This is a genomic window from Pseudomonas atacamensis, assembly GCF_017167965.1.
Classification (GTDB): domain Bacteria; phylum Pseudomonadota; class Gammaproteobacteria; order Pseudomonadales; family Pseudomonadaceae; genus Aquipseudomonas; species Aquipseudomonas atacamensis.
On record NZ_CP070503.1, the window covers coordinates 603,211 to 617,608 of the forward strand.

General features: G+C 62.1%; 9 protein-coding genes. All 9 read right to left on the reverse strand.

The window, feature by feature from the left end; translation table 11 throughout:
* Positions 1-57: 57 nt before the first annotated feature.
* The 9 genes from yccS to betI all read right to left on the reverse strand — a co-directional run bounded on the left by yccS (position 58) and on the right by betI (position 14,069).
* Positions 58-2,232, reverse strand: coding sequence for a YccS family putative transporter (yccS, locus tag JWU58_RS02800; RefSeq protein ID WP_151553060.1), 2,175 nt, complete (start codon positions 2,230-2,232; stop codon positions 58-60).
* Positions 2,233-2,462: 230 nt separating this feature from the next.
* On the reverse strand, positions 2,463-3,641 hold the full coding sequence (locus JWU58_RS02805) for a BaiN/RdsA family NAD(P)/FAD-dependent oxidoreductase (protein ID WP_206421458.1): 1,179 nt from the start codon (positions 3,639-3,641) through the stop codon (positions 2,463-2,465).
* A gap of 131 nt (positions 3,642-3,772) precedes the next feature.
* Positions 3,773-5,158, reverse strand: coding sequence for an ATP-dependent RNA helicase DbpA (gene dbpA / locus JWU58_RS02810; RefSeq protein ID WP_024014613.1), 1,386 nt, complete (start codon positions 5,156-5,158; stop codon positions 3,773-3,775).
* Positions 5,159-5,451: 293 nt separating this feature from the next.
* Positions 5,452-6,879, reverse strand: a complete 1,428-nt coding sequence (mdtD, locus tag JWU58_RS02815) for a multidrug transporter subunit MdtD (protein ID WP_123443790.1) — start codon at positions 6,877-6,879, stop codon at positions 5,452-5,454.
* 139 nt (positions 6,880-7,018) lie between these two features.
* A complete protein-coding gene (locus JWU58_RS02820; protein WP_024014611.1) occupies positions 7,019-8,356 on the reverse strand; it encodes a TldD/PmbA family protein in 1,338 nt (445 codons plus the stop codon).
* Positions 8,356-9,798, reverse strand: a complete 1,443-nt coding sequence (locus tag JWU58_RS02825; RefSeq protein WP_206421459.1) for a TldD/PmbA family protein — start codon at positions 9,796-9,798, stop codon at positions 8,356-8,358. The genes JWU58_RS02820 and JWU58_RS02825 overlap by 1 nt, the downstream gene beginning before the upstream one ends.
* 264 nt (positions 9,799-10,062) lie before the next feature.
* Complete coding sequence (betA, locus tag JWU58_RS02830) at positions 10,063-11,766, reverse strand: choline dehydrogenase (RefSeq protein ID WP_071173865.1); 1,704 nt, start codon at positions 11,764-11,766, stop codon at positions 10,063-10,065.
* A gap of 148 nt (positions 11,767-11,914) precedes the next feature.
* Complete coding sequence (gene betB / locus JWU58_RS02835; protein WP_024014608.1) at positions 11,915-13,387, reverse strand: betaine-aldehyde dehydrogenase; 1,473 nt, start codon at positions 13,385-13,387, stop codon at positions 11,915-11,917.
* An 88-nt stretch (positions 13,388-13,475) separates the two neighbouring features.
* Positions 13,476-14,069 (reverse strand): transcriptional regulator BetI, encoded by a 594-nt coding sequence (gene betI, locus JWU58_RS02840; RefSeq protein WP_008085771.1) that lies wholly within the window; start codon positions 14,067-14,069, stop codon positions 13,476-13,478.
* Positions 14,070-14,398 lie beyond the last annotated feature (329 nt).

A 14,398-nucleotide genomic window follows, 5' to 3' on the forward strand; every position in this document is an offset into this window, starting at 1 on the left:
CAACCCGGCTTCTAACTTGAAGCTTGAAGCTTGAAGCTTGAAGCTTGCAGCTTGTAGCTAGACCTCTTTGATCAAATGCGCCGCCAATGTCCGAAGCGGCCCCAACTGCCGGCAAATCAGCGCCAACTGCGTTTGCACCAACCGTTGCCCTTCATCGATTTCATCCGGCATCTGTTCCAGCTCATTGGCCAGCGCTTCTTCTTCATCACTCTGAATTGCAATCGGCTGCTTGCTCGCAAGGCCTTGAGCGATTTCGTCGATGCTGGTCGCCAGTTTCACCCCGGCGCCTTCGATCAGATGCTCACGTACCTCCGCAGGCAACTGTGTTTCGCGGTGCGCGCCGAGCCCCGACAAATAGCTGAGAAGGGTGTGCGACAGCACCAGGAAGCGGAAGCCGACATCCGCCTCCTTACGGAAGTGTCCCGGCTCCATGAGCATGTTCGCCAGTGTCGTCGACAGCGCCGCGTCAGCATTATGGGCGTTGCGTCGGGCCAGGCGATAAGCGAGGTCGTCGCTCTTGCCGGCGGCGTATTGCTGCATGATCTGGCGCAGGTAGATGCTGTTGCAGGTCAGGGTGTTGGCCAGCACTTTGTTCAGGCGCCGGCCCTGCCAGTCCGGCAGGAACAGGAACACCGCCAGACCCGCAATCAAACTGCCGAGCAAGGTATCGAACAGCCTTGGCAGGAACAGCCCGTAGCCATCGCCGACCTGATTGAAGCAGAACAGCACCATGATGGTGATCGCCGCCGTCGCCAGGGTGTAGCGGGTGGTGCGGTTGGTAAAGAACACCACACCGGCAGCGATGGCGAAGCACGATTGCACCACCGGGTTGGGGAACAGATCGAACAGCGCCCACGCCACCGTCAGGCCAATGGCCGTGCCGATGATCCGCTGGCCGAGTTTGCGTCGGGTGGCGCCGTAATTCGGCTGGCAGACGAACAGCGTGGTGAGAATGATCCAGTAGCCTTGGGACGGGTGGATCAGGTGCACCATGCCGTAGCCGATGCTCAGTGCCAGCGGCAGGCGCAGGGCATGGCGGAACAGCAGCGAAGTCGGTGTCAGTTGTGTACGCAGGCGAATCCACACGTCCTTGAGATTGCGCGGTGAGCGGTCGAGCAGGCTGCTGTCGGTGGCGTCCGCCAGGGCATCGGGGTTGCTGGCATCGCTGAGCAGGCGGTCGAGGGTGCCGAGGTTGGCCGCCAGTGCGCGCAGCGAGCGCAGCAGGCCGCGCCATGCCGGGTTGCTCTGGATGCGCAAGTGTTCGAGGGAGGCATGCAGGTCGTTCAGGGCTTCGGCGAAACTGGCGTCGTAGATGAACGGCTGGCGCATCTGGATGGATTCGGCCAAGGCCCGGCAGGCCTTGCCTTGCTGGCGCAGCAGGCGCTGGCAGCGGAACAGCACGTCGCTGTGGAAGAACGCCTCGGCCAGCGCGTTGTAAGGGTAGTGCGAAGAGCTGGCGCGTTCGTGAATGTCCTGCGCGAGGAAATACAGCTTGAGATAACGGCTGACTTTCGAGCCGGGTCGACCGTTGCCGACCCGGTGCAGGATGATTTCCTTGGCCGTGTTCAGTGCGGCGACCACGCGGCCATTCTGCTGCGCCAGTTCGAGGCGGCGGGCTTCGACGTCCATCTGCCGGATCGGCTCGAACAGCGAGGATTTCAGCTTCAGGTACAGGCCCAGCTCGCGGAACAGGCGCGCCAGACTTTGCTGCACCGGTTGATTGGAAAACAGTGCCTGCCACAGCACCGAGAGCAGGCCGTACCACGCCGCGCCAGCGACCAGCAGCATCGGCTCATGCCAGAAGTCAGTGACCGCGCCGCCGCGCTGATCGACGCCGATCATCGTGTACACCGACAGAATCAGCGTCGCCGAGGCGATCGCGCCGTAACGCTCGCCCAGCGCACCGAGCATGGTCAGGCTGAAACTGGCCAGTGCCAGGGCCACGGCGAAAATGATCGGGTAGGGAAAGAGCAATTCCACCGACAGCGCGGCGATGCTGAAACACACCAGCGTCACCGCCAGAGCGTTCAGGCGACCCTGCCAACTGTCGTCGGTTTCGGCCAGGGCGCTGGCGATGATGCCGAGGAACAACGGGATCAGCAGGCCCATTTCATCCTGATACCAGCACAGCGCCATGCTGCCGGTCAGGGCGATGAATACCCGCACGCTGTAGCTGAATTTATCCAGCGCCCACAGGCGCCGCAAAGACTGACGAAACGAGGTCGAGGACATGAAGTGCGAAGGCCTTCCGAGGCGATGCCGCTAAATTGAGCCAGTAATGACGCCGACGCAATGGCGTCGAGCACATCTGACCGCAAAAAGTGTTCCTTTTACTTACACCACAAACCACTGTGGGAGCGAGCCTGCTCGCGAAAGCGGAGTGTCATTCAACATTGATGTCGACTGGTACACCGCATTCGCGAGCAGGCTCGCTCCCACAGGGTTTTGTATTTGGCCTTGAGTTAAACGTACTGCGCGGCGGCGTAACCAGAGGCCCAGGCCCACTGGAAATTGAAGCCGCCCAAGTGCCCGGTGACGTCGAGCACTTCCCCAATGAAGTACAGGCCGGGGCTTTTCAGCGACTCCATGGTCTTCGACGACACCTCGCGGGTGTCGACGCCGCCCAGGGTCACCTCAGCCGTGCGATAGCCTTCGGTCCCCGCCGGCACAACCTTCCAGCTGCCGAGCTTCTCGGCAATCTCCGCCAGTTCAGCGTGGGTGTACTGCTTCATCGGTTTGGAGACAAACCAGTTGTCCGCCAGCAGATTGGCCATCTTCTTGGTGAAGATCTCGCCAAGCAAAGTCTTCAGCTCGCTGTTCGGACGCTCGGCGACTTGCTCTTGCAGCCAGCTCGCCGCGTCGTGATCCGGCAGCAGGTTGATTTCCACCGTGTCGCCGGGTTCCCAGAACGAAGAGATCTGCAAGATCGCCGGGCCGCTGAGGCCACGATGGGTGAAGAGGATGTTCTCGCGAAAGCTCTGCTCGTTGCAGCTGACCAGACAATCCACCGAGGTCCCGGACAGCTCTGTGCACAACTCCTTGAGCTGGTCGGTAATGGTGAACGGCACCAGGCCGGCGCGGGTCGGCAGCAGTTCATGGCCGAACTGTTTGGCGACCTGGTAACCGAAACCGGTAGCGCCCAGGGTCGGAATCGACAAGCCGCCGGTGGCGATCACCAACGATTGGCACTGGACCTGACCGAGGGTGGTGTCGAGCAGGTAGCCGCTGTCGGTTTTTTCGATGGTCTGGATTGAGGTGTCCAGGTGCAGCTCGACGCCGGCCTGATCGCATTCATCAAGGAGCATGCCGAGGATGTCGCTGGATTTGTTATCGCAGAACAGCTGGCCGAGTTTCTTCTCGTGGTACGGCACGCCATGTTTGCCGACCAGACCGATGAAATCCCACTGGGTGTAACGCGCCAGCGCCGACTTGCAGAAATGCGGGTTCTGCGAAAGGAAATTGCTCGGTTCGGTGTACATGTTGGTGAAATTGCAGCGGCCACCGCCGGACATGAGGATTTTCTTGCCGGCCTTGTTCGCGTGGTCGAGCAGCAACACCTGACGCCCGCGCCCGGCGGCGGTCAGGGCACACATCAAGCCGGCCGCGCCAGCGCCAATGATCACGACTTCGGTAGAGCGCAAAACGGTGTCCTCACACAATGATCGTTCCCACGCTCTGCGTGGGAATGCCGCCATGGACGCTCTGCGTCCGTTGTTATGTGACGCGGAGCGTCACGGGATGCATTCCCACGCAGAGCGTGGGAACGATCAGGTCAGAGAATACGCACGCGCAACGAGCGGCCCTTGATCTTACCGTCGTTCAGGCGCTGCAAGGCCTGCATGGCCACGGTGCGTTCAACGGCGACGTAGGCCTGGAAATCGAAGATCGCAATCTTGCCAACCTGCGCGCCGGGAATGCCCGCTTCGCCGGTCAGTGCGCCAAGAATGTCGCCCGGGCGCACTTTGTCTTTACGGCCAGCGCCGATGCACAGGGTGGTCATCGGCGGCTGCAGCGGTGCCAGGCCCTGGGACTTGAGGTTGTCGATCTGATCCCAGTTCAGCGGCGCTTTCTGCAGTTGTTCGATGGCTTGCGCACGATGAGCTTCGGACGGCGCGACCAGGCTGATGGCGATGCCTTTCTCGCCCGCGCGACCGGTGCGGCCGACGCGGTGGATGTGGATTTCCGAATCGCGCGCCAGCTCGACGTTGATCACCATGTCCAGCGCATCGATATCCAGACCACGGGCCGCGACGTCGGTGGCAACCAGCACCGAGGTGCTGCGGTTGGCAAACATCGCCAGCACCTGATCGCGGTCACGCTGTTCCAGATCGCCGTGCAGGCCGACGGCGGAAATGCCTTTGGCGGTCAGGTGATCGACGGTTTCCTGAACCTGCTGCTTGGTGAAGCAGAACGCCACGCAGGACGCCGGACGGAAGTGGTGCAGGACTTTGGTCACCGCGCTCATGCGCTCTTCCGGGGAAATCTCGTAGAAGCGCTGCTCGATCTGCGTGTCGTCGTGGAAGGCTTCAGCCTTGACGGTCTGCGGATCGCGCATGAATTTCGAGGCCAGTTGCTTGATGCCCACCGGGTAGGTCGCGGAGAACAGCAGAGTCTGCCGGCGCTCCGGGGTCTTGATGATGATGTCTTCGATGGCGTCGTAGAAACCCATGTCGAGCATGCGGTCGGCTTCATCGAGGATCAGGGTGTTCAGGCCATCCAGCACCAGCGAACCCTTGCGCAAGTGCTGCTGAATGCGCCCCGGGGTGCCGACGATGATGTGCGCGCCGTGTTCCAGCGAAGCGATCTGCGGGCCGAACGACACGCCGCCGCACAGGGTCAGGACCTTGATGTTGTCTTCGGCGCGGGCCAGACGGCGGACTTCCTTGGCCACCTGGTCGGCCAGCTCGCGGGTCGGGCAGATCACCAGCGCCTGGCAACCGAAGTAGCGCGGGTTGATCGGGTTGAGCAGGCCGATGCCGAACGCGGCGGTCTTGCCGCTGCCGGTCTTGGCCTGGGCGATCAGGTCCATCCCCTTGAGGATCACCGGCAAGCTCTGCGCCTGGATCGGCGTCATCTGGGCATAACCGAGTGATTCGAGGTTAGCCAGCATGGCGGCGGACAGCGGCAGCGTATTAAAAGCGGTGGCGATGGTGGTCACGGGACTGGCCTGCAAAACAAAATGTCGCGCAGTGTAGCAGCCCCGTGCCAGTTTCCTCGACAGTTCTGGACGAACAGCGATTGAACCCGAGGCAGGGATTACCTGTGGCGAGGGGATTTATCTGTGGCGAGGGGATTTATCCCCGATGGGGTGCGCAGCACCCCCCAATACCTGCCACCTCAATTCATCCGGCTGACCGCATCCAACCGTTTTGGGGCTGCTGCGCAACCCAGCGGGGATAAATCCCCTCGCCACGGAAGTCCTTCAGCAGCCACAGATGTCCTCCAGCACAATCAGTGCTCGATGTGCTCTTCCGGGCGCTTGGCGCGGCGGCCGTCTTCCTTGGACAGCTGCGAGAAAATCGTCGCCGCCAGCATCGCCATCACGCCGACCGTGACGAAGGTCAGTTGGAATGCGCCGAGCACGGTTTCCACGCCATCGTTGCCGACCTTCGCAGTGAAGCCGCCGAGCAGCGCACCGGCGCAGGCCACGCCGAGGCTCAGCGACAACTGCGCGACCACCGACAGCAGACTGTTGCCGCTGCTGGCGCTGGCATCGTCGAGGTCGATCAGCGTCACCGTGTTCATCGCGGTGAATTGCAGCGAGTTGATCGCACCGAGCACGGCCAGCAGGCACAGCAGCAGCCAGTACGGCGTCTGCTCGCTGACCAGACCCATGCTCGCCAGCATGATCCCCAACGCCAGGGTGTTGCCGGTGAGGACGATGCGATAGCCGAGGCGTTCGATCAGCGGCCGCGCGACCCACTTGGCGACCATCGCCGCAGCGGCCAGCGGCAACATGCTCATCCCGGCTTGCGACGGCGAATAGCCCAACGCCACTTGCAACAGCAGCGGAACCAGAAATGGCAGAGCACCGCTGCCCAGTCGCGCGAACAGGTTGCCGAGAATGCCGACGGCGAACGTGCGGGTCTTGAACAGCGAAGGCGCAAACAGCGGATTCTCGATGTGCCCGGCGCGCAGCCAGTACGCCGCCAGACAGGCCATGCCGGCGAACAGCAGCAACATCACCCGCAGGTGCGGTAGGTGCAGTTCACCAAGACCTTCCATGGCGATGGTGATGAGGATCATCGCCGCGCCGAAAAGCAGAAAGCCGAGGCTATCGAAGCGGGTGCGCTCCGTGCCGCGCAGGTCGGGAATGAACTTCCACACCGCATAACAGCCGATCACCCCGACCGGCAGATTGATCAGGAAGATCCAGTGCCACGTCACGTATTCCACCATCCAGCCGCCCATGGTCGGGCCGATAAGCGGGCCGAGCAGGCCGGGAATGGTGATGAAACCCATGATCCGCACCAGTTCCGAGCGCGGGTAGGCACGCAGCACCACCAGTCGCCCGACCGGCAGCATCAGCGCGCCGCCGAGGCCCTGAATCACCCGTGCACCGATGAGCATGCTCAGACTGCTGGACAAAGCGCACAGCAACGAGCCGAAACTGAACAGCAGAATCGCGCCGAAGAAGATTTTCTTGGTGCCGAAGCGGTCGGCGATCCAGCCGGAGGCCGGGATCAGCAGAGCCACGGTGAGCATGTAGGCGATGATCACACCCTGCATGCGCAACGGGTCTTCGGCCAGATCGCTGGCCATGGCCGGCAGCGCGGTGTTGAGGATGGTCCCGTCGAGGGACTGCATGAAGAACGCAATGGCGACGACCCACGGCAACCAGCGGGCGGTGATGGCGTCGAGAGGCGGGCGGTTGGGCATGGAACCTCTTGTGGTCTGTTTGATGATCGTTCCCACGCTCTGCGTGGGAATGCCTCAACGGACGCTCTGCGTCCGCTTTTGGCTGGGACGCGGAGCGTCCCGGGCTGCATTCCCACGCGGAGCGTGGGAACGATCGCTGTCAGAGGGTCAGGGTCAACCGGCTGACCAGCGCCCCCGGCAACAGCGATGACGAGGTATTGCGCTGACTGTAGGTACTCGCCGACAGCAGCAATTCACGCTCGGTAGTCAACGCTTCCAACTGCGAGCCGAGCAGGTTGTAGGCGCTGTCATCGAAACGCATGGTGCTGACCGGCGCCTGGATTTCGCCGTTCTCGACCCAGAAGGTCGCGAAACGGGTCATGCCGGTCATGCGCGCCGCCGGTTGATCCGAGTAGTTCAGGTACCACAGATTGCTGATGTACAGCCCGGTGCCCAACTGCTTGAGGATCTCTTGCTGCGACAGATCACCGGCGGCCATGTTCAATGCACTGGGCATTTCGCCGCCGCCCGCACCGTTCGCCGCCAGACCATATTCGGCGGCGCTGCGCGAGCCGACCAGTTGATCACCGGCCCGGCCTTCGATGATCAGACGCAGATCGCTGCGCGGATATCCCTCGGCGGAAAACGCAGGGCTCAGGGATTCGCTGACTTTCTCATCCAGCGACACCAGCGGACTGAACGCCTGATCGCCGACGTAGAGTTTCTGCAACGGACTGCTCTTGCTGGCGATCGATTGCGCCGAGAACCCGCCCCAACTGAGCATGCCCATGATTTCTTCCAGTGCCGCCGGCGCAAGATAGGCGCGGTACTGTCCCGGTGCCAAAGTGCGTAACGGTCGGCCGAGAAACTCCAGCTGTTCGCGGGCCTGGGCGAAACGCCGGGCGAAGCCCTCGTCGCTCCAGTCATGCCCGGCGTAGCTGGCCTTCACCGCTTCGCCGTTTTCATGGAACAGGCTGAAGTCGAAGTTGAAACTGTTCGCTTCATGCCAGCCGAACGCACCGGCGGAGCTGGCGAAACCGCGGCTGATCGGGCCGGCAGCATAGAAACCGACCAGATCGAGACCTTCAGCGGCAGCGCAGATTTGCCCGACGACATCTTCGGTGTCCGGCAGCGGATGCGCTTGTACGTGCGTGCTCTGCCAGCTGTTGTGATTGAGCAGCAGGTACGGATCCTGCGGCAGCAGCGGCAGGGTTTCGCGCAATTGCTGCAGGCCCTCGGCGAGGCGTTGCAGATCGGCTTCCTGATCCCCGGACAAGGTGATCTGCAGGTCGGCGTGGCGCCCGTCGTCGATCAGTTTCAGGCCGACGTTGGCCTGTTGCACTTGCCCGGCCTGGCGCACCTTGGCGTGATTGAAGCGCACGAACGCCGAGGCTTCGGCGGCGTAGCTGAGCGTGAACTGTTCCGGCTCGCGCACGCTGTCGCGCAGCCAGTTGACCATGACCTTGAAGGCGTCGGACTGACGCTTCGAAATGCTCATCAGGCGTCTCCCCCAAACACATCAATGTTGCTGAATACGCAGGCCGGCGAAGCGTGGCCGACGCGAATCACCTGGTTCGGTTCGCCCTTGCCGCAGTTCGGCGTGCCCAGCACCTTGACGGTGTTGGCATCGCCGACGGCGCGCAGGCTCTTCCAGAAGTGCGCGGAAATGGCCCGGTAGTTGGGATTTTTCACCACGCCTTTCAGTTCACCATGCTCGATCAACTGGCCCCATTCGCAGCCGAACTGGAATTTGTTGCGCGCATCGTCGATCGACCACGAGCGGTTGGTGCTCATCAGGATGCCGTGCTCGATACCACCGATCATCTGCTCCAGCGTCTGATCGCCCGGCTCGATGTTGAGGTTGGCCATGCGGTCGATCGGCGGCCGGTTCCAACCGCAGGCGCGGCTGTTGGCAACGCCATCGAGGCCGGCGCGATATTGCGACAGCGCCCCGCCCAATGGCCGCAGCAACAGGCCGTCGCGGATCAGGAATTGTTTGCTCGCCGCAGTGCCGTCGTCGTCATGGCCGTAGCTGGCGAGTTCTTCCGGGATGCCCGGGTCGAAGGTTACGTTGAGCAGGTTGGAGCCGTATTGCAGGCTGCCGAAATCGCTGGTCTTGACGAAACTGGTGCCGGCGTAATTGCGCTCATCGCCGAGGATGCGGTCGAGCTCCAGCGGGTGACCGATGGATTCATGGATCTGCAGCATCATCTGATCAGGCATCAGCAGCAGGTCGCGCGGGCCTTGCGGGGTGTTCGGTGAGAGCAGCAGTTGCAGGGCCTGTTCGGCGACTTGCGGACCGGCACCGACCAGGCCGCAGCGGCTGATGACGTCGGCGCCACCCTGTTGGCCGAAGTTCTCGCGGCCGAGGCTGCGGGTCTGGCTGTCGTTGCCGTCGTAGGCGGTGACGTCGAGGCTCGGATAGACGAAGCGCTGGGCCTGGCGTAATTCAGCGCCGGCGCTGCTCAGGTAGATCTGCTCGACGTTAGTGATGCCGATGCTCACCTGCCAATTGACCAGGCGCTCATCCTTGGGCACCGAGGCGGATTCCGCACCGAGCAGATCGAAGCATTCGCTCAGGGACGGGAAGGGCTGTTCGAGGTTGGGTGAAAAATAATCCGCGCGGTCACTGGACAGCTTCTGCTCGCGCAGATCGAGCAAGGCGTGCGGCTTGAGCCGGCGGGCCTGTTGCTCGGCGCGCTCGAGGGCGGCTTGCAGGCCTTGTTGCGAGAGGTCATTGGTCGCCGCGTAGGCTTCGACGCCATTCACGCGCACGGTGAGCATCGCCCCTTCATCGCGGCTCAGGCTCGGCGGTTCGGCGACGTTCTTGCGCACCGACAGAAACTGCCCGGACTCGCGCACATACCGCAGGGAAAAAAATTCAGCGCCCGTGCGCAAGGCAGCAAAGCGCTGCTTGAGCTGGGGGTGGAAATCGAACATTCGGGAACCTCCTTGTAATGGAGTAGCGGCATGGCGACAGCGGGGAGGGGTGAAACGGTTGCGCGAGGTCTAGAGTAGGCCTGCGTGGGGGTAGGATCAAGTGAAGAGGGGGTGTAGGAGGTTTTACTATGCCCGACAGCAGATCATTCCCACGCTCTGCGTGGGAATGCCGCCATGGACGCTCTGCGTCCGCTTCGGGACGCGGAGCGTCCCGGGATGCGTTCCCACGCAGAGCGTGGGAACGATCAGGGGAGGTATTACGACTTACTGCGTAACCGGTGTGATATCCCGCATCGGCTTGCCTTTGACCGGCGCGCCGTTCGCGACGTAATAAGCAGCGTTGCTGCGCGGCAGCGGCTTGCGGCCACGGATCTTGTCGGCGATTTTCTCGGCCATCATGATCGTCGGCGCGTTGAGGTTGCCGGTGGTGATGATCGGCATGATCGAGGCATCGACCACGCGCAGGCTCTGCATGCCGTGCACACGACCTTCGCCATCGACCACGGCCATCTCGTCGGTGCCCATCTTGCACGAGCAGGACGGGTGGAACGCGGTTTCGGCGTGCTCGCGGATGAACTTGTCGAGCTGTTCATCGGTTTGCACTTCGATGCCCGGGCTGATTTCGCGACCACGGAACGCGTCGAGGGCCGGCTGCTGCATGATTTCGCGGGTCAGGCGGATGCCGTCGCGGAATTCCTGCCAGTCCTGCTCGGTGGCCATGTAGTTGAAGAGGATGCTCGGGTGCTGGCGCGGATCCTTGGATTTGACCTGGATGCGGCCACGGCTCGGCGAGCGCATGGAGCCCATGTGCGCCTGGAAACCATGTTCTTTCACGCCGTTGCTGCCGTTGTAGTTAATCGCCACCGGCAGGAAGTGGTACTGGATGTTCGGCCATTCGAATTCCGGACGCGAACGAATGAAACCGCCGGCCTCGAACTGGTTGCTGGCGCCGATGCCGGTGCCGTTGAACAGCCACTCGGCACCGATCGCCGGCTGGTTGTACCAGAGCAGCGATGGATACAGCGAAACCGGTTGGGTGCAGGCGTATTGCAGGTACAGCTCAAGGTGATCCTGCAGGTTTTCACCAACGCCCGGCAGATCGTGGACCACCGGGATGTCGAGACTTTCCAGCAGTTTCGCCGGGCCGACACCGGAGCGCTGCAGAATCTGCGGCGAAGCGATGGCGCCGGAGCACAGCAGAACTTCCTTGCGCGCCTTGGCTTCAACACGTTCTTCAGCGTCGCCGATCAGGTAACGCACGCCGACCGCGCGCTTGCCTTCGAACAGAATCTTGTCGGTCAGCGCGTGGGTGACGATGGTCAGGGTCGAACGCTTCTTGGCGATGTCGAGGTAGCCACGGGCGGTGGAAGCACGGCGGCCGTTCGGCGTCACGGTGCGGTCCATCGGGCCGAAGCCTTCCTGCTGGTAACCGTTGAGGTCTTCGGTGCGCGGGTAACCGGCCTGCACGCCGGCTTCAACCATGGCGTGGAACAGCGGGTTGTTGCCGGCTTTCGGCGTGGTCACGCTGACCGGGCCGTCGCCACCGTGGTAATCGTTCGGGCCGATGTCACGGGTTTCGGCTTTGCGGAAATACGGCAGGCAATCGAGGTACGACCAGTCTTCCAGGCCCGGCAGTTTCGCCCAGCCGTCGTAGTCCATGGCGTTGCCACGGATGTAGCACATGCCGTTGATCAGCGAAGAGCCGCCAAGGCCCTTGCCGCGACCGCATTCCATCCGGCGACCGTCCATGTGCGGCTCTGGATCGGTTTCGTAGGCCCAGTTGTAGCGACGCCCCTGCAGCGGGAAGGCCAGCGCGGCGGGCATCTGCGTGCGGAAGTCGAGGCGGTAGTCCGGCCCCCCGGCTTCGAGCAGCAGAACGGTGACGCCTTCGTCTTCAGTCAGACGGGTCGCAAGTGTGTTACCTGCAGAGCCGGCGCCTATGATGATGTAGTCGTATTCTTGAGTCATAAATTCTCCTGCGGGAGCTACAAGCCACTAGCTTCTAGCTGCAAGGAAAAGCAGCGAGCGGTGGCTTCGAAATCGGGGAGGGCGGCAAGCCCAAACTGCTTTTACTTGCAGCTTGAAACTTGCCGCTTGCAGCTGATCAGCTAGCTGATCAGAACACCGAGACGTAATCGCCCAGCTCGACCTGTACCGATTTGATGCGGGTGAAGTTGTTCAGCGAGCTGATCCCGTTCTCACGGCCAACACCCGACTGCTTGTAGCCGCCGACCGGCATTTTTGCGTCGGACTCGCCCCAGGCGTTGATCCAGCAGATACCGGCTTCCAGTTGATGGATCACGCGGTGGGCGCGGTTCAGGTCTTTGGTGACGATACCGGCGGCCAGGCCGAAGTCGGTGTCGTTGGCGCGGCGGATCACTTCTTCTTCGGTTTCGTAGGAGAGGATCGCCATCACCGGGCCGAAGATTTCTTCGCGCACGATGGTCATGTCGTCGGTGCAGTCGGTGAATACGGTTGGCGCAACGAACGCGCCTTTGGCGAATTCGCCGTCGGTCAGACGACCGCCGCCGCACAGCACGCGTGCGCCTTCTTCTTTACCCTTGGCGATGTAAGCCAACACGCTTTCCATGTGCGGGAAGCTGACCAGCGGGCCGAAGTTGGTGTTCTCGTCTTCCGGGTTCCCAACGCGGATGCGGGCAACGCGCTCAACGATCTTGGCTTCAAAAGCGGCTTTCAGGTGCGCCGGTACGAACACGCGAGTGCCGTTGGTGCAGACCTGACCGGAGCTGTAGAAGTTGGCCATCATCGCCGTGTCGGCGGCGCGATCGAGATCGGCGTCGTCGCAGATGATCAGCGGCGACTTGCCGCCCAGTTCCATGGTCACGTCTTTGAGCGACGAAGCCGAAGCGCTGGCCATGACTTTCTTGCCGGTGTCGGTGCCGCCAGTGAAGGAGATTTTCTCGATGCGCGGGTGCTCGGTCAGCCAGGTGCCGACTTCACGGCCGCTGCCGGTCAGCACGTTGAACACGCCGTTCGGCACGCCGGCTTCGGTGTAGATTTCGGCCAGTTTCAGGGTGGTCAGCGAGGTGACTTCGCTTGGCTTGAAGATCATCGCGTTACCGGCCGCCAGGGCTGGAGCGGATTTCCACAGGGCGATCTGGATCGGGTAGTTCCACGCGCCGATACCGGCGACCACGCCCAGCGGCTCGCGACGGGTGTAAACGAACGAGGTGTCACGCAGCGGGATCTGCTCGCCTTCGATGGCGGGCACCAGGCCTGCGTAGTATTCCAGCACGTCAGCGCCGGTGACGATGTCGACGTACTTGGTTTCGGAGAAGGATTTGCCGGTGTCCAGGGTTTCCAGCGCAGCCAGCTCATCGTTGCGCTCGCGCAGGATGTCAACGGCGCGACGCAGGATGCGCGAACGCTCCATGGCGGTCATCGCAGCCCAGATTTTCTGGCCCTTTTCGGCGCTGACCACGGCGCGCTCGACGTCGTCTTTGGTCGCACGTTGCACCAGTGCGAGGACTTCACCGTTCGCCGGGTTGATGGCTTCGAAGGTGGCGTCGCTGCCGGCGTCGGTGTACGCGCCATCGATGTAGAGTTTTTGCAGTTCGAAACGGGCCATAGTGTCCTCGCAAGTGCATTGGTGGTTGGCGTTGACCACCGCGATCACGCTGCGGTGGAGTTCAGGGGCCGAGCATTTTCTGTGTGCTCTAGCTCACCTTCTTGGCCAATTGGAAATCCATATATTCGTAAGCGATCTGTTGCGCCTGCGCCGTGTCGAAAGCGTCTCCCGACAGCGCGCCGCGCAACCACAAGCCGTCAATCAACGCTGCCAGACCCCGGGCGGCGCTGCGCGCATCTTCGAGCGGCAGCACACGGCGGAACTGGCAGCACAGGTTGGAATACAGACGGTGATCGTTGATCCGCTGCAACCTGTGCAAAGACGGCTGGTGCATGCTGGTGGCCCAGAAGGCCAGCCAGGTTTTCATTGCCGGGCCATTGACCTGGCTGGCGTCGAAGTTGCCTTCGATGATCACCTGCAGATGCGCCCGTGGGCTGTCATCTGCCAGCGCCTGACGGCGCGCGGTGACGCTCTCGCTGAGGGCGGTCATCAGGTACCGCATCGTGGCGGCGATCAGGCCGTTCTTGTCCTGAAAGTAATGACTGATGATGCCATTCGAGACACCGGCCAAACGGGCGATCAGCGCAATGCTGGCGTCCCCCATTCCGACCTGATCGACCGCTTGCAAAGTGGCTTCGATCAGTTGTTGGCGGCGGATGGGTTGCATACCGACCTTGGGCATCTTGCACATCTCCTTAGGCCTTCCGAGGGGCGAATGACGCCGATCGGATTGAGGGCCAGTCTATTTTGTTTTGATTGAACGTTCAATCAACAAAGAATAAGATCTGCGACAATTCGTCGCTGCCTACAGAAAATTCCTACGCGTAATGACGATAAAAACCGACACCTGAAACGGCTCGAAACCTGCGTGGGGCATGGCGCGGTTCGCGATTCGATGGACGTGTTGAAAGGGCAAGACGCTCGGGGCCAGGTTTCGGATGAACGTCCGTCGCCTCTGGCCACGAAAGCGAATACGCAACGCCATTTCGGCAGGTTCGGGCTTTTTTCGGA